This window comes from Ruminococcus sp. 5_1_39BFAA (genome assembly GCF_964240875.1).
GTDB lineage: Bacteria > Bacillota > Clostridia > Lachnospirales > Lachnospiraceae > Blautia_A.
Genome location: NZ_CAXSVO010000011.1, coordinates 87,313 through 113,715, shown reverse-complemented (window position 1 = coordinate 113,715; position 26,403 = coordinate 87,313). Strand labels below are relative to the sequence as shown.

General features: G+C 46.5%; 26 protein-coding genes. 24 read left to right on the top strand and 2 right to left on the bottom strand.

All coding sequences use genetic code 11. The annotated features are described in order from the left end of the window. Nucleotides 1-81: 81 nt before the first annotated feature. Nucleotides 82-1,005: an Rpn family recombination-promoting nuclease/putative transposase gene (locus tag ACESZH_RS13195; RefSeq protein WP_373216775.1), complete on the bottom strand. Its 924-nt coding sequence runs from the start codon at nt 1,003-1,005 to the stop codon at nt 82-84. A 257-nt stretch (nt 1,006-1,262) separates the two neighbouring features. On the opposite strand from ACESZH_RS13195, the gene ACESZH_RS13190 reads away from it, so the two are divergent. The 16 genes from ACESZH_RS13190 (at nt 1,263) to rpsA (ending at nt 18,036) form a co-directional block, all read left to right on the top strand. Next, nucleotides 1,263-2,459: a D-alanyl-D-alanine carboxypeptidase family protein gene (locus ACESZH_RS13190; RefSeq protein WP_373216777.1), complete on the top strand. Its 1,197-nt coding sequence runs from the start codon at nt 1,263-1,265 to the stop codon at nt 2,457-2,459. 75 nt (nt 2,460-2,534) lie between these two features. Further along, entirely contained in the window at nt 2,535-4,283 is a 1,749-nt protein-coding gene (locus ACESZH_RS13185; protein ID WP_373216779.1) for an ABC transporter ATP-binding protein, read from the top strand. Nucleotides 4,284-4,328: 45 nt separating this feature from the next. Then, on the top strand, nt 4,329-5,132 hold the full coding sequence (locus ACESZH_RS13180; protein WP_373216781.1) for a metallophosphoesterase: 804 nt from the start codon (nt 4,329-4,331) through the stop codon (nt 5,130-5,132). Between the two features lie 14 nt (nt 5,133-5,146). Further along, on the top strand, nt 5,147-5,935 hold the full coding sequence (locus ACESZH_RS13175; protein ID WP_373216782.1) for a ScpA family protein: 789 nt from the start codon (nt 5,147-5,149) through the stop codon (nt 5,933-5,935). A gap of 28 nt (nt 5,936-5,963) precedes the next feature. Continuing rightward, complete coding sequence (scpB, locus tag ACESZH_RS13170) at nt 5,964-6,533, top strand: SMC-Scp complex subunit ScpB (RefSeq protein WP_373216784.1); 570 nt, start codon at nt 5,964-5,966, stop codon at nt 6,531-6,533. A 16-nt stretch (nt 6,534-6,549) separates the two neighbouring features. Beyond that, nucleotides 6,550-7,347 carry a zinc dependent phospholipase C family protein gene (locus ACESZH_RS13165; RefSeq protein WP_373216786.1) on the top strand — a complete coding sequence of 266 codons (798 nt, stop codon included), beginning with the start codon at nt 6,550-6,552 and terminating at the stop codon, nt 7,345-7,347. A gap of 56 nt (nt 7,348-7,403) precedes the next feature. Next, nucleotides 7,404-8,660 (top strand): D-alanyl-D-alanine carboxypeptidase family protein, encoded by a 1,257-nt coding sequence (locus tag ACESZH_RS13160; protein WP_373216787.1) that lies wholly within the window; start codon nt 7,404-7,406, stop codon nt 8,658-8,660. Nucleotides 8,661-8,838: 178 nt separating this feature from the next. After that, nucleotides 8,839-10,275 (top strand): acyl-CoA carboxylase subunit beta, encoded by a 1,437-nt coding sequence (locus ACESZH_RS13155; RefSeq protein WP_373216789.1) that lies wholly within the window; start codon nt 8,839-8,841, stop codon nt 10,273-10,275. Nucleotides 10,276-10,289: 14 nt separating this feature from the next. Continuing rightward, nucleotides 10,290-11,030 (top strand): OadG family protein, encoded by a 741-nt coding sequence (locus tag ACESZH_RS13150; RefSeq protein WP_373216790.1) that lies wholly within the window; start codon nt 10,290-10,292, stop codon nt 11,028-11,030. Nucleotides 11,031-11,049: 19 nt separating this feature from the next. Continuing rightward, a complete protein-coding gene (locus ACESZH_RS13145) occupies nt 11,050-11,424 on the top strand; it encodes a biotin/lipoyl-binding carrier protein (RefSeq protein ID WP_373216791.1) in 375 nt (124 codons plus the stop codon). A gap of 16 nt (nt 11,425-11,440) precedes the next feature. Then, nucleotides 11,441-12,589, top strand: coding sequence for a sodium ion-translocating decarboxylase subunit beta (locus ACESZH_RS13140; protein WP_373216793.1), 1,149 nt, complete (start codon nt 11,441-11,443; stop codon nt 12,587-12,589). Between the two features lie 50 nt (nt 12,590-12,639). Further along, the gene (locus ACESZH_RS13135) at nt 12,640-14,052 is read left to right on the top strand and encodes an oxaloacetate decarboxylase subunit alpha (RefSeq protein ID WP_373216794.1); all 1,413 of its coding nucleotides are present in this window, start codon (nt 12,640-12,642) and stop codon (nt 14,050-14,052) included. A gap of 114 nt (nt 14,053-14,166) precedes the next feature. Further along, entirely contained in the window at nt 14,167-15,396 is a 1,230-nt protein-coding gene (locus tag ACESZH_RS13130) for an NAD(P)/FAD-dependent oxidoreductase (RefSeq protein WP_373216796.1), read from the top strand. A 32-nt stretch (nt 15,397-15,428) separates the two neighbouring features. Next, nucleotides 15,429-16,097 carry a (d)CMP kinase gene (cmk, locus tag ACESZH_RS13125; RefSeq protein ID WP_373216797.1) on the top strand — a complete coding sequence of 223 codons (669 nt, stop codon included), beginning with the start codon at nt 15,429-15,431 and terminating at the stop codon, nt 16,095-16,097. Between the two features lie 3 nt (nt 16,098-16,100). Continuing rightward, nucleotides 16,101-16,970 (top strand): 4-hydroxy-3-methylbut-2-enyl diphosphate reductase, encoded by an 870-nt coding sequence (ispH, locus tag ACESZH_RS13120; protein ID WP_373216799.1) that lies wholly within the window; start codon nt 16,101-16,103, stop codon nt 16,968-16,970. Then, on the top strand, nt 16,951-18,036 hold the full coding sequence (gene rpsA / locus ACESZH_RS13115; RefSeq protein WP_373216801.1) for a 30S ribosomal protein S1: 1,086 nt from the start codon (nt 16,951-16,953) through the stop codon (nt 18,034-18,036). The genes ispH and rpsA overlap by 20 nt, the downstream gene beginning before the upstream one ends. A gap of 91 nt (nt 18,037-18,127) precedes the next feature. Here rpsA and ACESZH_RS13110 read toward each other — a convergent pair whose 3' ends face one another. Beyond that, nucleotides 18,128-19,147: a ribonuclease H-like domain-containing protein gene (locus ACESZH_RS13110; RefSeq protein ID WP_373216802.1), complete on the bottom strand. Its 1,020-nt coding sequence runs from the start codon at nt 19,145-19,147 to the stop codon at nt 18,128-18,130. 143 nt (nt 19,148-19,290) lie between these two features. Here ACESZH_RS13110 and ACESZH_RS13105 point away from each other — a divergent pair, with 143 nt between their 5' ends. The 8 genes from ACESZH_RS13105 to ACESZH_RS13070 are packed head-to-tail and all read left to right on the top strand — an operon-like array spanning nt 19,291 to nt 26,262. After that, a complete protein-coding gene (locus ACESZH_RS13105) occupies nt 19,291-20,160 on the top strand; it encodes a putative ABC transporter permease (protein WP_373216803.1) in 870 nt (289 codons plus the stop codon). 38 nt (nt 20,161-20,198) lie between these two features. After that, the gene (gene rsxC, locus ACESZH_RS13100) at nt 20,199-21,515 is read left to right on the top strand and encodes an electron transport complex subunit RsxC (protein ID WP_373216804.1); all 1,317 of its coding nucleotides are present in this window, start codon (nt 20,199-20,201) and stop codon (nt 21,513-21,515) included. A gap of 15 nt (nt 21,516-21,530) precedes the next feature. Then, nucleotides 21,531-22,508 (top strand): RnfABCDGE type electron transport complex subunit D, encoded by a 978-nt coding sequence (locus tag ACESZH_RS13095; protein ID WP_373216805.1) that lies wholly within the window; start codon nt 21,531-21,533, stop codon nt 22,506-22,508. Continuing rightward, nucleotides 22,505-23,113, top strand: a complete 609-nt coding sequence (locus ACESZH_RS13090; protein ID WP_373216806.1) for an RnfABCDGE type electron transport complex subunit G — start codon at nt 22,505-22,507, stop codon at nt 23,111-23,113. The genes ACESZH_RS13095 and ACESZH_RS13090 overlap by 4 nt, the downstream gene beginning before the upstream one ends. A 3-nt stretch (nt 23,114-23,116) precedes the next feature. Continuing rightward, nucleotides 23,117-23,827: an electron transport complex subunit RsxE gene (rsxE, locus tag ACESZH_RS13085; RefSeq protein ID WP_373216808.1), complete on the top strand. Its 711-nt coding sequence runs from the start codon at nt 23,117-23,119 to the stop codon at nt 23,825-23,827. Nucleotides 23,828-23,833: 6 nt separating this feature from the next. Then, nucleotides 23,834-24,409, top strand: coding sequence for an electron transport complex subunit RsxA (rsxA, locus tag ACESZH_RS13080; protein ID WP_373216810.1), 576 nt, complete (start codon nt 23,834-23,836; stop codon nt 24,407-24,409). 13 nt (nt 24,410-24,422) lie between these two features. Next, complete coding sequence (locus ACESZH_RS13075) at nt 24,423-25,214, top strand: RnfABCDGE type electron transport complex subunit B (protein ID WP_373216812.1); 792 nt, start codon at nt 24,423-24,425, stop codon at nt 25,212-25,214. Further along, nucleotides 25,153-26,262, top strand: a complete 1,110-nt coding sequence (locus tag ACESZH_RS13070) for a LacI family DNA-binding transcriptional regulator (protein WP_373216813.1) — start codon at nt 25,153-25,155, stop codon at nt 26,260-26,262. The genes ACESZH_RS13075 and ACESZH_RS13070 overlap by 62 nt, the downstream gene beginning before the upstream one ends. Nucleotides 26,263-26,403: the final 141 nt, after the last annotated feature.

Here is a 26,403-nt window from a genome sequence, read left to right as displayed (position 1 = left end):
TAAAGCCGATACCTGCAATTAATTCAAAAAGCGGGACAGCCGTATCCTTAAATGGGAATGTGGCAGTCCCGCTGCAAAGCATTATCCTTTTTTTAACTTTTCTATTTCACGCTTCAGGCGTTCCAACTCTTGTTCTGCGGTGACCGCCCGTTTCTCCGCGGCACTCACCTGTTCTTCTGCGGCGGCCGCCCGTTTCTTCGCGGCACTCACCTGTTCTTCTGCAGCAACAGCACGTTTCTCCGCAACGTCAGCGCGTTTACGTTCCCGTTCTGTATTTACCTGTTCTTCCTCGCGCCCCTGTTTAATCCCCTGTTTTACCAGCATTTCTTCGCGTTCGAATATCTTCATATAACCCAGCGACACCTCCTCGTCCTGCTTTACCAGTTCCACCATCCGGTGGATATCAAGCAGGGTCTCATTCACTGCATTTTCTTGTCTGGTGTCCTCCATGTAGTGCAGAAACTGGCGCAATTCCTTACTGGGATTTCCTTTGGTCCCTTTTGTGTAGAGATAGATAGTCCTGGAACCGTCATCGTATGGCATGTCCGGTTCCTCCTCGCATTTTCTGCGGATCGTGTATACCATGCGATCCCGGTCAAAAGGGTCGAAGGGTGTGATCATGATGACAACCACATTTTTAAGAGAATTGTATTTTTCTCCTGATCTCAGGCTTTTGGCATCAATTTTTGCATGGTAGAACCTGACACGCTTAGGCAATGCCGCCTTACTTTCCACGTCATCATTCTGGTCCGGCTCCACATCATAGGCCGCATTGATTCCGTCCGGGATTTCTTCCTCCAGATAAACATCGATGCGTGCACCATGCTTATCTGTATCAGTTCCGTAGTATACCTTCTGCGGCACCACGGTCATTTTTCCGAATTCCCTTTTGAAGATTACCTGAAGCAGCAGCCGGACAAATTTTTCTCCGATCTCAGGATAAGTGAGCACAGAACCAAAAAGAAAATCGTCCAATAGGTTTAATTCTTCCAGTTTTCGTTTCATAGATATATTTCTCCTTTCGTGCTGCGGATAGCAGAAATATATCTTTCATGGATTGCTTCCCGCCGTTCTGCTAACCGCCATATTATTTTCTACATATGGGGATTAACAACCGAACGGTTTAGAAGTGTTCCCAGATGTGTGATTTCATTGTAGCAGACCGGACATCAGGTGTCAATTATTTTTAGAACAATAAGTTCGTCATAATTTGCATCCAACATCTTTAAAATAGAATAGAACAGATTTACCAGGAGAAGCATATGTGGGGGAAATGGAAAAGAAGAGTTTTTGTACTTATGATATCGCTAAGCCTGCTGGCAGGAAATTTCGGGGCAGTTTATACATATGGTGAGACGGAGGAAGCGGCGGACGACAGCACATTGATTGAAGCTCCAAGCGGACTTTTGATGGAAGCGCAGACAGGAACCGTCATTTTTTCCAAGGACGCGGATACAAGGAGAAGCCCTGCCAGCATCACCAAGATCATGACCCTGATCCTGATCTTTGACGCCCTGGAAAACGGTATGCTGAAGATGACAGACACCGTGACCACCAGCGCCTATGCAAAATCTATGGGCGGCTCCCAGGTATTTTTGGAGGAAGGGGAAACCCAGGATGTGGAAACTATGATCAAATGTATTGTAATTGCCTCGGGAAATGATGCCAGCGTGGCAATGGCAGAGCATATCGCAGGAAGCGAGCAGGAATTTGTGAAGCGTATGAATGAGCGGGCAGCGGGACTTGGGATGGAGAATACCCATTTTGAAGATTGCTGCGGCCTGACAGATTCTCAGAATCATTACACCTCAGCCCGCGACATTGCCATCATGAGCCGTGAACTTATCACAAAATATCCGAAAATCCTGGAATATTCCTCCATCTGGATGGAAAACATTACACACGTGACCCGCCAGGGAAGCAGTGAATTCGGACTTACCAACACCAACAAACTACTCAGAAGCTACGAGGGCTGTGTTGGTCTGAAGACAGGCAGCACAAGCCTTGCGAAATACTGTCTGTCTGCGGTTGCAAACAGAAACGGCATTACTCTTATTTCCGTAGTTATGGCAGCGCCGGATTATAAGGTCCGCTTTAAGGACGCCGCTGCAATGCTGAATTACGGATTTTCAAAATGCAGTTTGTATGTAGACGAAAATCCCTCTGCCTTGCCGGAGGTGACAGTAAAAAAGGGAGTAAAGGACAGTGCGGCGCTGAAATACGAAAAGCAGTTTGAATATCTGGACACCACGGGAAAGACAGTTACCGATGTGACAAAAAAGCTGAAAATCCCAAAAGAAGCAGACGCACCTGTAAAGAAAGGCGAAAAAGCTGGAGAGATGATTTACTATACCGGAGAGACGGAGCTTGGAAGAGTCAACATCCTTTTCAGCGAGAGCGTAAAAAGAGCCACCTACGGGGATTGCCTGAAAGCGCTTTTTCAGGAGGTGCTGCTATAAGCCGCTGAAAGATTTTGACAAACAGGGTAGTAACGGGTATAATACATTCTGTATGAAAACAGAGAGGTCAACGCGATGAGACAAGAGAAAAAATCCCCAAATAAACTAAAGCTTCTGACAGGCTACTATAAGCCCTATAAAGGTCTTTTCCTGGCAGATTTATTTTTTGCGATCCTGGGAGCTGCAGTGACTTTGATCATTCCGCTTCTGGTCCGCTATATTATGAATTCCATCGGCTCCATGCCAATAGACGAGGCAGAGGGAATCATCCTGAAAATCGGCATTGGGATGCTGGTGCTGATCCTTGTGCAGCTTGGAAGCCGTTATTTTATCACCTACTACGGACATATGATGGGCGCTTATATTGAGCATGATATGCGAAATGAGATTTTCAGCCATTACCAGAAGCTGTCCTTTGCCTTCTACGACAACCAGAAGGTAGGGCATCTTCTGTCGCGCATCACCAGCGATCTGTTTGACATCAGCGAATTGCTCCACCATGGCCCGGAGGATATCATCATATCGGTGATCAAGCTTTTCGGTGCCCTGGCGATCCTGATAAATATAAACTATAAAATGGCGCTACTGTGCTTTGCAGTCGTGATCGTCATGCTGACTTATGCCCTGATCTATAATAAGCAAATGAAAAGTGCCTTTAAGGAAAACAGGGCGCGCATCGCAGATATCAACAGCCAGATCGAGGACAGCCTGTCCGGTATCCGTGTGGTGAAATCTTTTGGAAACGAAAAGCGTGAGATTGAGAAATTTGCAAAAGGCAATGAGCGCTTCGTAGCCGCAAAGCGCCGTTCCTACTGGTATATGGCTGGATATCATGCGGGAATGGATGCATTTACCACACTGATCACCGTGGTGTCCCTGATCGCGGGAGCAATTTTCCTCACAGATGGCACTCTTTCGGCATCAGACCTGGTAACCTTTCTTTTGTATATCAACAACTTTACGGAGCCTGTAACAAAGCTTGTAAACTTTACTGAGCAGTTCCAGAACGGTTACAGCGGCTACGAACGGTTCCTGGAAATGATGTCCATTGCGCCGGATATCGAGGATGCACCAGACGCTGTTTCTCTGGATCATGTGGATGGGGACATCCGTTTTGATAATGTATCCTTCCATTACCAGGAGAATCAGGAGACTGTGCTTTCCCATGTAAATCTGGAGGTAAAGCCGGGAGAGTATGTAGCTCTGGTGGGCAGCTCTGGAGCAGGAAAAACAACACTTTGCAGCCTTATTCCACGTTTTTATGATGTGACGTCCGGGACCATTTACCTGGACGGAAAGGATATCCGTAAGATCAAATTAAAGGATCTTCGCCAGCAGATCGGGATTGTGCAGCAGGATGTATATCTTTTTGCCGGATCTGTGATGGAGAATATCCGTTACGGCAGACCGGAGGCTTCCGATGAGGAGGTTATCCGTGCCGCAAGAGCAGCAAATGCTCATGAGTTTATCATGGAAATGCCGGAAGGGTATGATACGGACATCGGACAGAGAGGTGTGAAGCTTTCCGGAGGCCAGAAGCAGCGTCTGTCCATAGCCAGAGCCTTTTTGAAGAACCCGCCGATCCTGATCTTTGACGAGGCAACCTCTGCGCTGGATAATGAGAGTGAAAAGGTTGTCCAGCAGTCTCTGGAGCTTCTTGCGAAGGACAGGACCACCTTTGTCATTGCCCATCGCCTTTCCACCATCCGAAATGCCAGACGGATCCTCGTTCTGACAGAGGAAGGCATTGCCGAGGAGGGAACCCATAAAGAGCTTATAGAAAAGAATGGGGTTTACGCAAAGCTTTGCAAGGCCGGGATGTAACGGCATTGGGGGAAAACTGCTGGAATCAAATGCCAAAGGAGATTTATGAAAAAATTCCAAACCAGAACCTATGAAATCCTATCTACGAAAATAAAAGACAAAAGGGGGGTACGCTTTGCCCTCCTTGCTGACCTCCACGGTCTGGAATTCGGACCGGAAAATGCGGACCTGCTTGCACAAATAGAAAAAAGCCGTCCGGATGCAATACTGGCGGCAGGAGATATGATCGTGCGGATACAAAAGGAGAGCCTGTCTGTGGCAGAAAATCTTCTTCTGAAGCTTGCAAAAAAGTATCCGGTTTTTTATTCCATGGGCAATCACGAGTTCAAAATGGATCTGACAGGGGAGTTTCATGAGGATTTTCTGGAATACGAAAAACGTCTGCAAAATGGCGGTGTTGTGATTCTTCATAATGAGAGCGCGGTGCAGACTCTGGGAAAGACGGAATTTGTGATTCACGGACTGGAACTACCCATGGAATATTTCCATAAACCCAATTCTCCAAATCTTTCCATGGAAACACTGGAAAGGATCATTGGAAAACCGGATCAGAAACGGGTGAATATCCTCATGGCGCACAGTCCAAAGTATGGGGACACCTATCTCTCCTGGGGCGCGGATCTGACAGTATCAGGCCATTACCATGGAGGAATATTGCGGTTTTCTGAGCACTGTGGGCTTACCTGTCCGCAGTATCTTCTGTTTCCGCCTTACTGCTGCGGCGATTTTCACAGGGGAGACAGCCATATGATCGTCAGCGCAGGACTTGGTGAGCACACCATACCTGTGCGGATTCACAATCCCAGGGAGCTTCTGCTCATTGATATGAAGCCGGAAAAAGAATATTGAAATGAGGACTGCTGATGGCAATTTCAGTTAAACTGAACGTATTTGAGGGGCCTCTTGATCTGCTCCTTCATCTTATTGACAAGAACAAAATTGATATATATGATATCCCTATAGTGGAAATTACGGATCAGTATATGGAATATCTTCATTCCATGGAAGAGGAGGATCTGGGAGTCATGAGCGAATTTATGGTCATGGCTGCAACCCTCCTTGATATTAAGTGCCGGATGCTCCTTCCAAAAGAAGTAAATGAGGAGGGCGAGGAGGAAGATCCCCGTGCAGAGCTGGTCCAGAAGCTTCTGGAATATAAAATGTACAAATACATGTCATACGAGCTGCGTGACAAGATGGATGATGCGGGCGGTGTCTATTACAAAAAAGCCACAATTCCAAAGGAGGTTTTGCAGTACAGGGAGCCGGTAGACCCGGAGGAGCTGCTGCGCGGACTGACGCTGGAAAAGCTGAACGCTATCTACAAATCCATTATCCGAAAGCAGGATGACAGGATCGACCCTATCCGAAGCAAATTCGGAAAAATCGAAAAAGAGGAAGTAAGCCTTTCTGATAAAATGATCCAGATGAAGGAGTTTGCCAGAACCCATAAAAGATTCAGCTTCCGCGACCTGTTGGAGCGTCAGTGCTCCAAAACTCAGGTGGTTGTCACCTTTCTATCCATTCTGGAGCTGATGAAAATGGGTCACATCCGGGTGGAACAGGAAGGTCTTTTTGACGATATCAATATTGATGTGGTCACGGATCCGGAAACCTGGAAAAACCTTACGGAATTTGCAGAGGAGTCATAAAAATCACAATATAGAATGAGGTAAATTCGTGGAAATCAAGAAATTGGAGGCTGCAATTGAGGCAATCCTGTTTACCATGGGAGATTCTGTGGAGCTGACCCAGATTGCTAAAGCCATTGAGCAGGATAAAAATACAACGGAAAAAATCATCCGCAATATGATGGACCGATATCAGGACGAGGACAGGGGAATCCAGATCATTGAGCTGGAAGATTCTTTTCAGCTATGTACCAAAAAGGAATATTACGGAAATCTCATACGGATCGCGATGCAGCCGAAAAAGCCCGCTCTGACAGATGTCATGCTGGAGACTCTTTCCATTATTGCATATAAACAGCCTGTAACAAAGGCTGAGATAGAAAAGATCAGAGGCGTAAAATGCGACCATGCAGTAAATAAGCTGGTAGAATATGATCTGGTCAAGGAACTGGGGCGTCTGGATGCGCCGGGGCGTCCGATTTTGTTCGGTACCACAGAAGGCTTTCTGCGCACCTTTGGTGTTCAGGGCATTGAGGAGCTTCCATCCCTGGATCCCGTAAAGCTTGCAGATTTTAAAGCGGAAGCAGAAGAAGAAATCCAACTGAAGCTGGATGTTTAAAAAGGAGACAAAAGAAATGCCAACCACGTATACACATGATCTGTTTGGAAAAAAAATCTATGGAAAACTGCCGAAGGATGTGAAAAGGGTGATCCGCGAGAACGGCGATCTGTACCGGATCGGGCTTCATGGACCGGATATCCTGTTTTATTTTATGGTCTGCAAAAATCCTGTGAGCTGCTTCGGCATCCAGATGCACAAGGAAAAGGCAAGGGCATTTTTTGAGCAGGGAATGGCACAGGTAAGGGAGCATAAAAGCAGACCGCTTCTGGCATACCTTCTCGGCTTTGGCTGCCATTACCTTCTGGATTCCGCCTGCCATCCATATGTAGATGAAATGGACGAAAAAGGGATTATTTCCCATACCCTTCTGGAAAAGGAATTTGATCGTTATCTTATGGAAAAAACAGGGAAAAATCCGTATTCCTACCATCCTTCTGACTGCATCCGGGTAAAGAAAGAGTATGCGCAGGTCATTCATGAGGCGCTGCCGCTTATCAGGACCGGAAACATTTATCTGTCCCTGAAAATGATGAAATTCCTGACGAATCTCATGGTATGCGATGACGGCGGCTTACGGAGAGAGCGTATTAAAAAAATCACAGCTCTGGCAGGTAGGAATGCACAGATAAGCCTTACCGAATATTTTATGACACCTCAGCCCATTGAGGGGTCAAGAGAGCCTGTGGAAAAACTGAATGAACTATTTGAGGCAGAGGCGGAAAAGGCTCCCGCTGAGCTTATGGAGCTGTATGGGCTTTTGAAAGAAGAAAAGCCTTTGTCTGAAAGATGGAATTTAACCTATAACGGATGACATATGCCGGGACAAGTCCGCATATCATATTTCTATAAACGGACTTGAGGTGAAATATGAATATCAGGCATATGGCAGTGATCAGCCTTTTTTCGGCATTAACTTTTTTCACACATGATATTTCTGTCCGTGCAGCAGGAGAGAATCTGGGGCATGTGGTACAGATGATCCCTGCGGCTGTGGATATGGAGTCTGCGGACACCGGACCGGGAAATCTTTATTCCATGTCTGCTGTGCTGATGGACGCAGATTCAGGCAGGGTTCTTTATGAAAAAAGCGGGGAGGCAGCCAGACCCAATGCAAGCACTACCAAAGTACTGACCTGCATCCTGGCCCTGGAAAATGCCTCCGGGGATGATTATGTGACCGTTTCCGCCAATGCGGCTGCACAGCCCGATGTTCAGCTTAACATCAAAGAAGGTGAGCAGTACTACATGGAGGATCTTCTGTATTCTCTTATGCTAAAAAGCCATAATGATTCGGCTGTCGCCATTGCGGAGCATATCGGCGGAACAGTGGAACACTTTGCTGAGATGATGAATGAAAAGGCAAAGGCGATCGGTTGTACGAACACCCATTTTGTGACGCCAAACGGACTGGATGCTGCGGATTCGGGCGGAGTACACCACACTACGGCAAGAGATCTGGCTCTGATCATGCGGTATGCTATCAAAAACGAAACCTTTCTCAGGATCACGGAGACAAGGGATTATTCTTTTACGGATTTAAGCAAAAAGCGTCAGTTTTCTATCCATAATGCAAATTCATTGTTGGATATGATGGACGGGGTGCTTTCCGGCAAAACCGGTTTTACAGGAAATGCGGGGTACTGCTATGTATGCGCCGTAAAGGTTGAGGATAAAACATTCATCGTGGCTCTTTTGGGCTGTGGGTGGCCGAACAATAAGACATATAAATGGAGCGATACAAAGGCCCTTTTAAAATACGGAGATGAAAATTTTCAGTATCAGACCTATTGGAAAGAACCGCATCTTTCAAAAGTGCAGGTGACAGATGGGGTGGCAGGAGAGGGACGGCTGGGCGAGGCCGTATATCTGGACTGTACCTGCCAGGCTACGGAAGAAGAAAAACAGAAAAAAATCCTTCTGAAAAACGATGAGCAGATCGAGTGCCGCGTTTCTGTTCCAAAGACTTTGAAAGCGCCAGTGAAAAAGGGACAGTCTATTGGGACGATCACCTATTATCTGGGGTCTGAAAGAATAGCATCTTATCCTGTTCTCACCGGACAGTCCGTTGAGAAGATCAGCTATCAGTGGTGTGTCAATAAAGTATTCCATGATTTTTTTCATTAACAGAATCCGTCAGATTGCCTGAATATCAAACGGCAATCCGGCGGTTTTTTGTGTTAGCCAAATTTTTAACAAAAAATAGGGAAAACTATTGAAAAAAGGTGCGAAAAAATGTACAATTATAATCGGCAGAAAATTTGGTTATACTTTTAAATTTTTATAAAATGGAGGGCAAGAAAGAATGAGTAACGCAACACAAAGCTTAGCAGGCACAAGAATTGATTCTTTGCTTGACGCGAACAGTTTTGTTGAAATCGGACAAAGTGTAACAGCCAGAAATACAGATTTCAACATGACTGAGAAAAAGGCGCCTTCTGACGGTGTGATCACCGGCTATGGCGTTATTGATGGAAATCTGGTATATGTATACAGCCAGGATGCTTCCGTATTAAACGGTACCGTTGGCGAAATGCACGCAAAAAAGATTTCCAGACTTTATGACCTGGCTATGAAGACCGGCGCACCGGTGATCGGACTGGTTGATTGTGCTGGCATTCGTCTCCAGGAGGCTACCGATGCACTGGAAGCTTTCGGCGAGATCTACATGAAACAGACCCTGGCATCCGGAATGATTCCGCAGATTACCGGAATTTTCGGAACCTGCGGCGGCGGTATGGCAGTCATCCCGGCTCTTACCGATTTTACCTTTATTGAAGAAAAGAAAGGTAAAATGTTCGTCAACACCCCAAATGCACTGGAAGGAAACAGCGTTTCCAAATGCGATACATCCGCAGCGAAATTCCAGAGCGAGGAAACAGGACTGATCGATGGAATGGGAACCGAAGAGGAAGTGATCGGAAAAATCCGCGAACTGGTAACTTATCTGCCATCCAATTGCGAAGATACCGATTCCTTTGTAGAATGTGACGACGATCTGAACCGTGTATGTGAGACTCTGGAAAATTGTGTAGCCGATACTTCCATCGCACTTTCCCAGATCGCAGACAACGGACAGTTCTTTGAGGTAAAGGCTGATTACGGCAAGGATATGGTAACTGGCTTTATCCGTCTGAACGGAGCTACTGTAGGTGCTGTAGCCAACAGAAGCGAGGTATATGACGCAGATGGAAATAAGACAGAGGAGTTTGACGGCAGCCTTTCTGCAAGAGGAGCGAGAAAAGCAGCAGATTTCGTAAAATTCTGTGATGCATTTGAGATTCCTGTTTTGACACTTACAAACGTAAATGGCTTCAAAGCAACCCTTTGCAATGAAAAGATGATGGCAAAATCCGTTGGCGAAATGGTACATGCTTTTGCAGACGCAACCGTTCCGAAGGTAAACGTGATCATCGGAAAGGCTTACGGAAATGCTTATATTGCCATGAACAGCAAAGCAATCGGCGCTGACATGGTTTACGCATGGGAAAATGCTGAGATCGGAATGATGGATGCATCCCTTGCAGCAAAGATCATGTATGCCGGATCAGATGCCAAGGTTCTTGGAGAAAAGGCGGCAGAATACAGAGCGCTTCAGTCCAGCGTGGCTTCCGCAGCAGCAAGAGGCTATGTTGACACCATTATCAGCCCGGCTGATACAAGAAAATATGTGATTGGTGCATTTGAAATGCTGTTCACAAAAAGGGAAGAACGTCCGTCTAAGAAACACGGAACGGTCTAAGCGAGGTGAAGCATATGAAGCATATTTTTAAGAAAGTATCCTCCGTCTGCACCGCATTTTTCTGCGCAGCAGCCATCACCATTTCCGGTGCAGGTGCTGTTTGGGCAGAAGAGATCGATGATACCTTAAAGCAGACGATGATTGCCACATCCGAGGGACTTACGGATACCATCATCGGCCTTTCCGATGAAGACATCGAAGCTTATTCACAGTCTGGCGATGACTTCACTGCTCAGGCCATGACTTCATGGACTACCAATAGAGACGAGCTTGGTGCCAAAAAGGAAGACCAGGACGATGTCGGCGAGACTGAGGTCACCCTTGATGATGATATCTATACCGTAACAGTTCCTATGGCATTTGAAAAAGCTGACGCCAATTTCGTATACACCTACGATGTGGCTACAGGAGCGCCAACTTCCATTACCGTGGATGTACAGTATTCCATGGCAGAGACTTTAAGAAGGGCTGGAATGAATACTTTAATGGGACTTGGAACAGTATTTATCATGCTGGTTTTCCTCAGCTTTGTGATCTATCTGTTCAGATTCATCCCGAATCCGGACAATAAGAAAAAGAAAGAGGCAGCCGCTCCGGCACCTGCTCCGGTACCGGTACCTGCAGTAGTTGAGGAAGAGGTCGATGATACCGAGCTGATCGCGGTTATCGCAGCAGCGATCGCAGCTTCCGAGGGAACCACCACAGACGGATTTGTTGTCCGTTCCATCCGCAAAGTAAATCGTAAGAAAAGGTAAAGCATAGGAGGATTTTAAAATGAAAAGTTATACAATTACCGTTAATGGAACAGCATATGAAGTAACTGTAGAAGAGACCGGCAGTGTTTCCGCTCCGGTAGCAGCAGCTCCAAAAGCAGCACCAAAGGCTGCTCCGAAAGCAGCTCCTAAGGCAGCAGCAGCTCCGGCCGCTGGCGCTGGCGCAGTAAAGGTAAACGCATCCGTACCTGGAAAAGTATTAAAGATCGCTGCTTCTGTAGGACAGGCAGTTAAGGCTGGTGACAGTATTGTCATTCTGGAATCCATGAAAATGGAAATTCCGGTAGTAGCTCCGCAGGACGGAACCGTTGCAAGCATTGATGTTGCAGAAGGTGCCTCTGTAGAAAATGGAGATACCCTGGCAACCATGAACTAAGTCGGGAGGTAATCAAATGTCTTATGTAACAGAAACATTGTCCAACCTGCTTCACCAGACAGCATTCTTTAATCTGACATGGGGCAATTATCTGATGATCCTGGTTGCTTGTGTATTTTTATATCTGGCAATCGCAAAGGGATTTGAACCGCTTCTTTTGGTTCCGATCGCATTCGGTATGCTCCTTGTTAATATTTATCCGGATATCATGGCAAACCCGGAGGATATGTCTAATGGCGTAGGCGGACTTCTTCATTATTTCTATATCCTGGATGAGTGGAGTATTTTGCCCTCACTTATCTTCATGGGCGTTGGAGCAATGACGGATTTCGGTCCTCTGATCGCAAACCCGAAGAGCTTCCTGATGGGCGCAGCAGCACAGCTTGGTATCTATGTTGCATACTTCCTGGCAATTTTCCTTGGATTCAATGGAAAAGCAGCAGCAGCAATCTCCATCATCGGTGGTGCTGACGGCCCGACCTCCATTTTCCTTGCAGGTAAGTTGGGACAGACATCCCTGATGGGACCGATCGCGGTAGCCGCATACTCCTATATGTCCCTTGTTCCGATCATTCAGCCGCCTATTATGAAGGCGTTTACGACGGAAGAAGAGCGTAAGATCAAAATGGAACAGCTTCGTCCGGTTTCCAAGCTGGAGAAGATCTTATTCCCGATCGTGATCACCATTGTAGTCTGCATGATCCTTCCTACAACAGCTCCGCTGGTAGGTATGTTAATGCTTGGTAACCTGTTCAGAGAGTCAGGTGTCGTTAAACAGCTCACCGAAACTGCTTCCAATGCTTTGATGTACATCGTTGTTATCCTTCTGGGAACCTCCGTTGGTGCATCCACAAGCGCAGAGGCATTCTTAAACGTAGCGACACTGAAGATCGTTGTATTAGGTCTGGTGGCATTTGCCTTTGGTACCTTCGGCGGTGTTATGCTTGGTAAGCTGATGTGCAAGCTTTCAGGCGGCAAGATCAATCCGTTGATCGGTTCTGCCGGTGTATCCGCTGTACCTATGGCAGCCCGTGTATCCCAGAAGGTGGGAGCTGAGGCTGACCCGACTAACTTCCTTCTGATGCACGCAATGGGACCCAACGTGGCAGGTGTTATCGGAACAGCAGTAGCAGCCGGTACTTTTATGGCGATTTATGGAATCTAGGAATCGAACTTCCTTCCAAGATTTTTTGAAAAAATATAAGGAGAACAATTATGGCAGAAATTGAAAAAAAACCTGTTAAAATTGTGGAGACTATTCTGCGTGACGCTCATCAGTCCCTGATCGCGACCCGTATGAGCACAGAGCAGATGCTTCCAATCGTAGATAAACTGGATAAGGTTGGCTACCATGCCGTAGAGTGCTGGGGCGGTGCAACCTTCGATGCTTCCCTGCGTTTCCTCAAGGAAGACCCATGGGAAAGACTTCGTAAATTACGTGACGGCTTCAAAAACACAAAATTACAGATGTTATTCCGTGGACAGAATATCCTGGGATACCGTCCTTATGCAGATGACGTGGTAGAGTATTTCGTACAGAAATCCGTTGCCAACGGAATTGATATCATCCGAATTTTTGACTGCCTTAACGACATGCGTAACCTGCAGACAGCCGTTTCCGCAGCAAACAAAGAAAAAGCTCATGCCCAGGTAGCTCTTTCCTATACATTAGGTGATGCCTACACTCTGGAATACTGGACAGGTATTGCAAAGCGTATCGAGGAGATGGGAGCTGATTCCATCTGTATCAAGGATATGGCAGGTCTTCTTGTTCCGTACAAGGCAACTGAGCTTGTAACAGCTCTGAAAGAGGCTGTAAAGATCCCGATCGACCTTCATACCCATTACACCTCAGGTGTTGCTTCCATGACTTACTTAAAGGCTGTAGAAGCAGGCGTTGATATTATTGATACTGCAATGTCACCATTTGCACTGGGTACCTCCCAGCCTGCAACTGAGGTTATGGTAGAGACATTCAAGGGAACTCCGTATGATACAGGATTTGACCAGAATCTTCTGGCAGAGATCGCTGATTATTTCCGTCCGCTGCGTGACGAGGCTCTTGAGAGCGGCCTTCTGAACCCGAAGAACATGGGCGTAAATATTAAAACACTTCTGTATCAGGTACCGGGCGGTATGTTATCCAACCTTACCTCCCAGTTAAAGGAGCAGCATGCAGAAGATAAATTCTACGATGTTCTGGAAGAGGTTCCGCGCGTACGTAAAGACCTTGGCGAGCCGCCGCTTGTTACTCCGTCTTCCCAGATCGTTGGTACACAGGCTGTATTTAACGTTGTAATGGGTGAGAGATACAAGATCGCTACCAAAGAAACAAAAGATATCTTAAGCGGCAAATACGGCGCAACTGTAAAGCCATTTGATCCGGAAGTACAGAAAAAATGTATCGGTGATACCACGCCGATCACCTGCCGTCCTGCTGATCTTATTGAAAATGAGCTGGATAAACTGGAAAGCGAAATGGCACAGTATAAAGAACAGGATGAGGACGTATTATCCTACGCATTGTTCCCGCAGGTTGCTACGGACTTCTTTAAATACCGTCAGGCACAGAAAACAAAGGTTGATGAGACAGCCGCTGACACTAAGAACGGAGCATATCCGGTATAAGAAGACATTTCAGGGAGCTTGCACAGGCAGGCTCCCTGTTGCGCTCTTACAGACAGCCTGCCTGGCTGACTGGCAGGATCGCCGAAAATTCAGGAGAATAAGGAAGGTTATTTCATGAGCAAGGTCTTGATCATAGGCGGCGGAGCCGCAGGCATGATGGCAGGTGTCCATGCAGCCCGTGCCGGTCATGAGGTGCATATTCTGGAAAAAAACGAAAAGTCTGGCAAGAAACTGTATATTACAGGAAAGGGCCGTTGCAATGTTACAAATAATTGTGCCCCAGAGGAGCTGTTTCCAGCGGTGATGAGCAATCCCAAGTTTTTGTACAGCGCATTTTATACCTATGGGCCGCAGGATGTGATGACATTTTTTGAGGATGCAGGCGTACCCCTGAAAACGGAGCGTGGAAACCGTGTATTTCCTCAGTCAGATCATTCCTCAGATATCATAAAGGCTCTTGAGCGGGAGTTGAAAAAAGCCGGGGCAGTGATCCATCTCCATACGGCGGTAAAAGATCTTGTGTGCAGAGACGGCAAAGCTTCCGGAGTGAAGCTTATCGATGGCAGGGAAATGGATGGGGATTCGGTGATCGTGGCGACAGGAGGCTATTCCTACCAGGCTACCGGATCTACCGGCGACGGTTATCGCTTTGCCAAAGAAACAGGTCATAAGGTGACGGAGATTGCCCCCTCCCTTGTACCATTAAAGACAAAAGAGGACTATATTCCCAGACTGCAGGGCCTTTCCCTGAAAAACACAGGGCTTACGATCAAATCCGGAAAAAAAGTGCTGTATCAGGATTTTGGGGAAATGATGTTTACGCATTTCGGTGTGACAGGTCCAATGATCCTGTCTGCCAGTGCCCATATCGGCAGAAAAATGGAAAAGGGCGAGCTGAAGGCGAGCCTTGATCTGAAGCCGGCGCTTTCTCCGGAACAGCTTGACGCGCGTGTCCTGAGGGAGTTTGAAGCAGGTCAGAACAAACAGTTTAAAAATGTCATCAGTGTTCTGTTCCCGGCATCTCTGACTCCTGTTATGCTGGAGCTTGGCGGTATTCCGGCTGAAAAGAAGATCCATGATATTTCCAGAGAAGAAAGGCTTCATTTTGAAGAAATTATAAAGGCTTTTCCGTTTACAATTACAGGGATGGGAGAGTTTAAAGAGGCCATTATCACCAGAGGCGGCGTTTCTGTAAAGGAAATAGAACCGGGAACTATGGAGTCCAGAAGGATAAAGAACCTGTATTTTATCGGTGAAGTCCTTGACCTGGATGGAGTGACAGGCGGATTTAATCTTCAGATCGCCTGGTCCACCGCATATCTGGCAGCACAGGCCATTCAGTAACAGCAAATTACCTACAAGGAGGAAACAACAAAATGGGTTGCAATATTGCCATTGACGGACCTGCCGGAGCAGGCAAAAGTACCATTGCAAAAAGGGTGGCAAAGGAGCTTTCATTCATTTATGTGGATACAGGCGCCATGTACCGCGCAGTGGCTCTCTACCTTCTGAAAATGAACGTAAACGGTCAGGATACAGAAGGAATCTCGAAAGCCTGTACAGGTGCATCCGTATCCATTGAATACAAAGACGGGGAGCAGATCGTCATGCTGAACGGAGAAAATGTAAATCCATATCTCAGAACTGAGGAAGTGGGAAATATGGCATCCGTAAGCTCGGCGAATCCGAAAGTAAGGGAGCATCTTCTGAATCTCCAGAGAAGTCTTGCCGCTGAAAATGATGTGGTGATGGACGGGCGGGATATCGGAACAACCATCCTGCCTGATGCCCAGGTCAAGATTTTCCTGACAGCAAGTGCGGATACCAGGGCAAAACGGCGTTACCTGGAGCTTTCTGAAAAAGGAGTTGCCTGTGATATTGAGGAAATCAAGAAAGATATCATAGAGCGGGATTACAGGGATATGCACCGTGAGGTTTCTCCTCTTTGTCAGGCTGCGGATGCTGTCCTTCTGGATTCCTCCGACATGACCATTGATGAGGTTGTGGAGGAAATGCTGAGAATATACCGGGAAAAGGTGGCATAGCGGATGAAAGTAAAAGTGGCTAAAACAGCAGGATTTTGCTTCGGTGTGCAGAGAGCTGTAGATAAGGTTTACGAGCTTATCGATAGCAGTGAGGATCCCATATACACTCTAGGACCGATCATTCACAATGAAGAGGTGGTAAAGGATCTGGAGAACAGGGGCGTTCATGTAACGGACGAGGACAGCCTGGAGAAGCTTCCGCCGGGAAGCACGGTCGTGATCCGTTCCCATGGAGTAGGAAAAGCTGTGTACGATAAGCTTGACGGATTAAAGCTTTCCTATGTGGATGTAACCTGCCCCTTTGTGCTGAAGATTCACAGGATCGTGGAGCGGGAGAGCGCGAAAGGTGCGCACATCGTCATCATTGGTGACAGAGAACACCCGGAGGTTGTGGGTATCCGCGGATGGTGCCGCGGGGACTGCACAGTAATCAAGACATCCGCGGAAGCAGAACAATTCAATCCTCCCGCCGAAAAGCAAGTCTGCGTTGTATCACAGACGACATTTAATTACAACAAATTTAAAGATTTAGTTGAAATTCTCGGCAAAAAGAGGTATGATAATAATGTTTTAAATATTTTTAATGTTTTAAACACTATTTGTAATGCTACCGAAGAACGGCAGAAAGAAGCAAAAAGCATAGCCGGAGAGGTAGACACTATGTTGGTTGTTGGCGGCCGGCATAGTTCCAATACTCAAAAGCTGTTTGAAATATGTAAAAAGGAATGTGAAAATACTTACTATATACAAACACCTGTAGACTTGGATTCTGAAATGTTCCAATGCAGTAGTTATGTAGGTATTACAGCAGGGGCTTCCACCCCAAAGAAAATTATTGAGGAGGTTCAAGAACATGTCAGAATTAAGTTTTGAACAGATGCTGGAAGATTCCGTAAAAACTATCAGAAATGGAGAAATCGTACAGGGTACTGTCATCGACGTAAAAGAAGATGAGATCATCCTGAATATCGGCTATAAAGCAGACGGTATTATCAGTAAGAGTGAATACTCTAATGATGCAAACATTGTACTCGCAGATGTTGTACATCCTGGCGATACCATGGAAGCAAAGGTTTTGAAGGTAAACGACGGCGAAGGTCAGGTTATCTTAACCTATAAGAGACTGGCTGCTGAAAAAGGCAACAAACGCCTTGAGGAAGCATTTGAAAACCAGGAGGTATTAAAGGCTCCTGTAACACAGGTACTGGAAGGCGGCTTATGCGTCAATGTTGAAGAGGCAAGAGTATTCATTCCCGCAAGCCTTGTATCCGATACCTACGAGAAGGATTTATCCAAATATGCAAATCAGGAGATCGAATTCGTTATCACAGAGTTCAACCCGAGAAGACGCCGCATCATTGGTAACCGCAAGCAGCTTCTTGTTGCTGAGAAGGCTCAGAAGCAGAAAGAGCTTATGGAGCGAATCAATGTTGGTGACGCTGTAGAGGGTGTTGTAAAGAACGTAACCGATTTCGGTGCATTTATTGACCTTGGCGGAGCAGACGGACTTCTTCATATCTCTGAGATGTCCTGGGGCAGAGTAGAGAACCCGAAGAAGGTATTCACTGTAGGTGAGCAGGTTAAAGTCCTGATCAAAGACATCAACGGTGATAAGATCGCTCTCTCCCTGAAATTCCCGGAAGAGAATCCATGGCTGACTGCTGCTGAGAAATTTGCTGTAGGCAATGTAGTTTCCGGTAAGGTTGCACGCATGACCGATTTCGGTGCATTCGTAGAACTGGCACCAGGCGTAGATGCGCTTCTGCATGTTTCCCAGATTTCCAGAGAGCATGTTGCAAAACCATCTGATGTTCTTGCTATCGGTCAGGAAATCGAAGCAAAGGTTGTTGATTTCAACGGCGAAGATAAGAAGATCAGCCTGAGCATGAAAGCTCTGGAGGCTCCGGCTCCGGTTGAGGAAGAGCCAGTAGAAGAGTAATCTGATTCAGTAAATTTTAAGAGGGTACCGTCTTTGACGATACCCTCTTTTCCACATTATAGGCAATCTCCATTTTGACACAGCTTTATCATTACTTTAGTGTTCCCAGAAGAAACCCCAGAGAGTGGGACAGATACTGCATTTGCTTTTCTCTGTTCACGAGAAAGTCTCCTGTGCAGTCAAACCAGGTATAGCAGGTTTCTCTTTTGGCGGGTTTGCGCAGGCTTTTATCCAAATAGGTGCCCAGTGTCCTGGGAATTGCCGTATCCTCGCCCGGCAGGTAGTAATAATCTTTATAATTTTCATAATACTGCCGAATCTGTCCGTTCACAGCGCAGACAGATAAACGGGCTTTGCGGTCACGGCCTGTAATATAAAAGACACGGTTTCCATTTGAGAATTCCCTCGGCAGGGAAAAGGGAAGATCCAGCTTCAGAAGCAGCCGTTCTCCATCGAACCGGGCGTCTGATACACTGTAGTTTCCTTCAGTAAGACAAAGATATCCGAGCATTTCGAATACTTTACCAAGCCCCAGGAGATCCTCCTGGTTGTGTCCAAGGATAATGCGGCAGGTTTCTTCATCCCTGCGGGAGGAAAAGTCTCTGTAGAGCCGTATACATGCTCCGCCGTCACAGTATTCTCTGGAGGAGTTTCCCAGAAAAGCTTCCAACTGAGGCTGTTTCATGCCGGGGAGTTTTAAAAGCCCTTTCAATGGCTTCAGCTCCTGGTACAGATCCAGCGTAACCTTTTCCTCAAACGGGTTTTCCAGATCATGAAGCTGGAAGTGCGATTCCAGGTAAGGCTGGTCGAAATGATTGCCATTATACTGAATGGTACAAGTGAACGGTTTCATAAACTCTATGAAATGTGACAGGATTTCCGGTTCTTCACTTTCATCTTCCGCAAGCCACTGATAGAGCTGCCATGTATTGGCTTCGAAAGCAGCGGCGCCGATCAGATAACAAAAAGTGGAATTTCGTGATAATCCGGTTGTTTCAATATCATAAAAAACTGGTGAAAAACCATCGGAACAACCGTTCCTTTCAGATAAATTTTTAACAGTCTGAAACTGCGGAAAGCCTTGTAAAATAGGCGTTTTTTTAACAATCATGTTAAGAATTTCCTTTCTGTAATTGTACCTAATTATACACAACTTTTTTTTATTTTGGTAGTGAATTTTATCATAAAATAAGGTATAGTAGTAACATATAGTATAAAACTATAGAAGAGACTTGAATTTAAGAGGGTAAAGATATGATTTGGAATGCAACTGTAAATGGCATTGATTTTTATCACATTGCTAACTGGTTTTTTATATACAGCTTTTTAGGATGGCTTTGGGAAACCTGCTACGTTTCTGCGAAAAAGGGAGAGCTTGTAAACCGCGGATTTATAAACGGGCCTTTTTGCACTATCTACGGCTTCGGCGCCCTTTCGGTCTACCTCATTTTGAAGCCGGTAAGCGGAAACCTGCTGTTTTTGTTTTTTGGAGGAATTGCCGTAGCGACGGCTCTGGAATATGTAACTGCCGTTCTGATGGAAAGTATTTTTCATACATCCTGGTGGGACTACAGCGATAAGAAATTTAATTTTCAGGGACGGATCTGTCTCGGCGCATCTCTTGGATGGGGCGTTTTTACGGTAGGGCTTTTCCGGGTACTCCATCCAATGGTAGAAGATATTGTTGCCCTTTATTCGGTAAAAGCAGGAAAAATAGCGGTCTGCGTAATTTCAGCAGTCTATGTGGTGGACTTTTGTTTCTCGGCAGCAGCAGCATTCCGTCTGCACGAACGTATCCCTGCCTGGGAGCAGGCGCTTGACGAGATGCAGGGAGAGCTTTTGCTGAAGGTCAGAAATAAAATGGCTTCCCTGGAAGATGCCAGCGGTATGACAAAGGATAAGCTCAGAGAGCATTTGGATGACTTCGAACTGCTGAGAGAACTGGAAGAGAAGCGTTCTGCTATGATGACAGAGCTTTCCGGTGAATTGCAGAAATATAAAGAGGCTATGGCTGGAAAGATGGGGCATAATGTGAAGCGTTTTGTAAAATCTTATCCAAACCTGAACAGAGGTTACCGTATCCGCAATAAACGCAAACCCAAAATGAAAAAGGAAGAAGAATGATAAGCATGTAATATGCTTAACATAAAGGAGGGAAAAATATGGGACTTTTAACCTTTAAGGGTGGGGTTCACCCTTATGATGGAAAGGAGTTGTCCAAGAATTGCCCGGTAGAAAAATATCTGCCGAAGGGAGAGTTGGTTTATCCGCTTTCGCAGCATATCGGAGCTCCCGCAAAGCCTTTGGTCGCAAAGGGTGACCGGGTTTTGGCAGGACAGATGATCGCGGAGGCAGGCGGTTTTGTATCCGCACCTGTCCATTCGTCCGTTTCCGGAACTGTAAAGGCAATTGAACCAAGGCTTGTGGCGACTGGCTCTATGGTGAACTCCATCGTCATTGAAAATGATAATCTGTATGAAGAGGTGGAATTTACCTCTGCACGTCTTGAAGACCTTTCCAAACAGGAAATTCTCAAAAGGATTCAGGACGGAGGCGTAGTGGGCCTTGGAGGTGCAGGCTTTCCCACACATGTAAAACTTGCCCCAAAAAGTCCGGAGCAGATTGAATATGTTTTGGTAAACGGGGCAGAATGTGAGCCTTATCTGACAAGCGACTACAGAAGAATGATGGATGAGCCGGAAAAAATTGTAGATGGCTTACGGATCATCCTGACCCTGTTTGACAATGCAAAGGGTTATATTTGTGTGGAGGATAATAAGCCTGACTGTATTGCCAAAATGAAAGAGCTTGTGAAAGATATACCCAGAATCGAAGTAAAGGAATTAATGACAAAATATCCCCAGGGAGGTGAGCGTACCCTGATCTACGCTACAACCGGACGGGAGATCAATTCTTCCATGCTTCCTGCGGATGTGGGATGTGTGGTAGATAACGTGGAGACTGTGGCATCTGTTTACAATGCTGTGATCGAGGGAAAGCCGATCATGAAAAGGATTTTTACAGTTACCGGAAACGGAATTAAGAATCCAGCCCATTTTGAGGTTTATACCGGTACGGATATTGCAGAGCTGATAGATGCTGCCGGAGGACTGAAGGACCATGCTGCAAAGGTGATCTCAGGAGGTCCTATGATGGGCTTTGCTATTTATGACCTTCATGTACCCTGCGTAAAGACATCCTCCTCCCTGCTCTGTATGGAAAAGGATCCTGTATCAGAGGCTGTACATACTGCCTGCATTAACTGCGGACGATGCGTAAGTGTCTGTCCGGGACATGTAATTCCGGCCCGCCTTGCCACCTTTGCAGAGCATGGTGACATGGAGAGCTTCCAGAAATTCGATGGCATGGAGTGCTGTGAATGCGGATGCTGCAGCTATATCTGTCCTGCAAAGCGTCCTCTGACACAGAGCATTAAATCCATGCGCAAGATGGTTCTGGCAAGCCGTAAAAAGAAGTAGAAGGGGGAGTTATTCATGGGCGAAATGTTTCATGTATCATCCAATCCTCATGTGCGGGATGGGATGACTACAAGCAAGATCATGCAGTTGGTGGCGATCGCACTGCTTCCTGCCACTGCATTTGGAATCTGGAATTTCGGGCTTCGCGCCCTTTTGGTGGTAGCTATTTCCGTAGTATCCAGTGTTGCTGCCGAATGGCTTTACGACCATTTCATGCACAAACCTAACACGGTCACGGATTTCAGTGCCGTAGTAACAGGTCTCTTACTGGGACTGAACATGCCGTATTCCATTCCGTTATGGATGCCAATACTTGGCAGTGCGTTTGCCATTATTGTAGTAAAACAGCTTTTCGGCGGACTTGGACAGAACTTTATGAACCCTGCACTTGCAGGCCGCTGTTTTCTGATGATATCCTTTGCGGGAAAAATGACCGACTTTGCCGTATCTGATAAATTCAGAGGCGTTGTGGACGGCGTAACCGGCGCTACACCGCTTGCTGCCTTAAAAGATCACGGTTTTGTGGAAGGCTCTGTCCCGGTAAAGAATCTGTTCCTTGGAAATATTCAGGGAACCATCGGAGAAACTTCAGCAATCGCGATTTTGATCGGAGCAGTGATCCTGCTTTACTTTAAAGTCATTGACCTGAAGATCCCCCTTACATACATCGGTACCTTTGCTGTCTTTGTGATCGTTTACATGCTTTGTACCGGCAAAGGCTTTGATATGAATTATCTGTTCAGCCATATTTTCGGCGGCGGTCTGATGCTGGGCGCATGGTTTATGGCTACTGATTATGTGACGACTCCCATTACCCCAAAGGGACAATACGTGTACGGTGTCTGTCTGGGCGTTGTCACTGCGATTTTCCGTCTCTTCGGCGCATCAGCAGAGGGTGTTTCTTACGCGATTATTTTCTGTAACCTTCTGGTTCCGCAGATTGAGCGTTTCACCCGCCCGGTGGCCTTCGGGAAAGGAGGCAAAAAAGCATGAGCAACCGAATTATAAAAGATACCATTGCGATTACTGCGATTACCCTGGTGTCGGGACTGCTTCTTGGAATTGTCAATGATATCACAGCAGGACCTATTGCGAAACAGGAAGCAAAGGCGAAGGAAGAAGCCTACAAAGCAGTTTTTGCAGATGCGGATTCCTTTGAACTGATCATGAGCGGAGAGGACAGCGACCTTGAGGCTTATCTGGATGAAAACGGATACGGCGCTCAGAATATTGACGAGGTGATGGCTGCAAAGGACAGCTCCGGCAATGAACTGGGCTATGCGTTTACCGTTACTACCTCTGAGGGCTATGGCGGTGATATCCAGTTTGCCATGGGCGTACTGGATGACGGAACCTTAAACGGAATATCAATTCTGTCCATCGGTGAAACGGCTGGACTTGGAATGCGTGCCAATACAGATGATTTCAAAAACCAGTTCAAGGATAAAAAGGTAGAAAAATTCACCTACACAAAGACAGGAGCTGCAGCGGATGATGAGATCGATGCCTTAAGCGGTGCGACCATTACCACAAATGCAATGACAAACGGCGTCAATGCCGGTCTTTGCGCATACCGGTATGAGAAAGGGGGAAACTAAGAGATGAAAGAAAATACACCTTCTGAACGTTTGATAAACGGCATCATCAAAGAAAATCCTACCTTTGTACTGATGCTGGGAATGTGTCCGACTCTGGCGATCACCACCTCAGCTACCAACGGTATCGGGATGGGGCTGACCACCACTGTTATTCTGGCTGCGTCAAACCTTATGATTTCCCTGCTTAGGAACTTCATTCCAGACAGGGTGCGTATGCCTGCATTTATTGTAGTTGTGGCATCCTTTGTAACCATTGTCCAGATGCTGCTGCAGGGATTTATCCCAAGCCTGTATGATTCCCTGGGTATTTACATCCCGCTGATCGTAGTAAACTGTATCATTCTGGGCCGTGCAGAAGCGTATGCCTCAAAGAATAAACCCATTGCCTCACTGTTTGACGGTATTGGCATGGGGCTTGGTTTTACCCTCAGTATTACCTGTATCGGTGCTGTCCGCGAGCTGATCGGAGCCGGTGCGCTTTTCGGACATCAGATCCTGCCTCTGGCTGATGCTGCGGCTGGAAAGGCTGGTTATGAGCCGATCACCATCTTTATTCTGGCGCCCGGAGCATTTTTCGTTCTGGCAGCTTTATCTGCCCTCCAGAATAAATTTAAGCTTGGTGCGGCAAAGAGAGGAATCGACCCCAGCAATCCGGATTGCGGCGGAAGCTGTGCAGCCTGCGGCAATACCATGTGCAAAGGAAAAAGGGGGTAATGGAAGATGAAAGAATTGTTATTGATCATTGTAAGCTCTGCGCTTGTAAATAACGTTGTCTTAAGCCAGTTCCTGGGACTGTGTCCCTTCCTGGGCGTATCTAAGACTACGAATACAGCAGCAGGCATGGGCGGTGCGGTTATTTTCGTAATTACTCTGTCCTCCTTTGTGACCGGGCTGATCTACAAGCTGATCCTTGTACCTCTTGACCTGACTTATCTGCAGACTATCGTTTTCATCCTGATCATTGCAGCGCTGGTACAGTTCGTGGAGATGTTTTTAAAGAAAGCCATACCTTCTCTCTATCAGGCACTTGGTGTATACCTTCCTCTGATCACAACAAACTGTGCGGTTCTGGGTGTTGCCCTGATCAACGTACAGAAGGATTATAATGTGCTTGAGGGAACCGTAAACGGATTTGCGACAGCAGCGGGATTTACCATTTCCATCGTGCTGATGGCAGGAATCCGTGAAAAAATTGCATATAATGATATTCCGAAAGCATTCCAGGGCTTTCCTACCGTGCTTCTCACAGCGGGACTGATGGCCATTGCGTTCTTCGGATTTTCAGGATTGATTTAAGGAGGCGTAAATTATGAATGTTGGAGCAATTATCGCTGCCACTGTACTGGTTGCGGCTGTGGGCCTCTTTATCGGTATTTTCCTGGGCGTAGCAGGAAAGAAGTTTGCAGTGGAGGTAGATGAAAAGGAAGTGGCTGTGCGCGAGGCTCTTCCGGGAAATAACTGCGGCGGCTGCGGATATCCGGGCTGTGACGGCCTGGCTGCTGCCATTGCAAAAGGCGAAGCGCCGGTAAACCGCTGTCCTGTAGGCGGAGAGCCGGTAGGCAGGATCATAGCGGGGATCATGGGTCAGGAGGTTGCGGAAACGGTACGCCAGGTTGCCTACGTAAAGTGTTCCGGTACCTGCGAAAAAACAACCTCAAACTATGACTATACAGGCGTGGAGGACTGCGAAATGATGGCCTTTGTACCAAACGGCGGTGCAAAAGCCTGTACCTACGGATGTTTGGGATTCGGAAGCTGCGTAAAGGCATGTCCGTTTGATTCCATTCACATTGTGAATGGCGTTGCAGTTGTGGATAAAGAAACCTGCAAAGCCTGCGGAAAATGCGTGGAAAAATGTCCGAAGCATTTGATCGAGCTGATACCATATGAGCAGAAGATCACAGTTGGCTGTAGCTCTCATGCAAAAGGCAAGGCCGTTACTTCCGCCTGTGAGGTAGGTTGTATCGGATGTAAAAAATGCGAGAAAACATGTCCCAATGGTGCCATCACCGTGACAGATTTCTGCGCACATATAGATTATGAAAAGTGTACGAACTGCGGTGCATGTAAGGACGTTTGTCCAAGGGGAATCATCCAATAAACCAATAGTGAAAAGCAGAAAAGGAGAGAGAATGATAACCATTAAAGAGATTGCCAACCAGCTTGGCGTAAGTCCCACTACAGTTTCAAATGTCATTAACGGAAGAACAAGTAAGATGTCAGAGGAAACACGAAAAAAGGTTGAGATGGCTCTTGTGGAGAATCATTACGTGAAGGATAGCCATCACGAAGAAACAGGCGGAGAGCTTAAGCTTATCACCTTGGATTTCTTTCTTCAGGGAAAGCAGGAAATCATAACAGACCCCTTCTGCTCCAGCCTTCTTGATGCCACCATCAAGAGGGCTGCAAACTATGACCGTTATGTACTCAGCGACTCACCCAGAACGGATGAACAGATTCTGAAGAAGCTTGCCGGAAGGAATGTGGAAGGCGCTATTGTACTTGGATATCCTTCTGAAAAATGTTATGAACTGACAAAACGCACGCCTAAACCAATTGTCTTTGTGGACTCAGGTGATGGGGATTATGACAATGTGGGCCTGCAGGATTTTAAAGGCGCCTACGATCTCACCTCATACATGATCGGACAAGGGCATAGAAAAATCGCGTTTTTTTATGATGCGGCAGGAAGAGAATCCACAAGCAGCCGTGACAGGATCCGGGGCTTTATGGCAGCTATGAGCAGGTTCAAGCTTGCGGTGGGAGAAGAGGATTTTATCGGTCTTCCTCTTGATAAGCAGCTAAGAAGAGAAATCCTGGTACAGTTTGCGAGGAACCTGAAGAATCTCGGATATACCGCAGGATTTTTCGTTTTTGATCTTTTTGCAAATGAGGCTGCGGGTGTTTTTTCTTCCCAGGGTGTTACTGTTCCGGGGGATATTTCTGTTACCGGATTTGACGATAATGTGTATGCAAGGCTGTCAAGACCTTCTCTTACAACAGTGCGCCAGCATCCGGAAGATAAGGCTGTTGGTGCGGTGGACATGTTGTTCAAAAGGATTTACGGGGAACCGGTCCAGATTCGGTCCCTGCATTTGCCGATTGAGCTGATCGTACGCGATAGTGTTCGAAACATTTTGAAGGCGTAAAGCTGAACTGATATAGAAATTATAAGAATGGCAGAAAGAGGGCTGTTTGGAGTATTTGTACTCCACAGCCTTCTTTTTTGTGCATATTGTATAAATTTCGACCTGAAAATTCGGAGAAAACATTGGTTTTGTGTACAACTT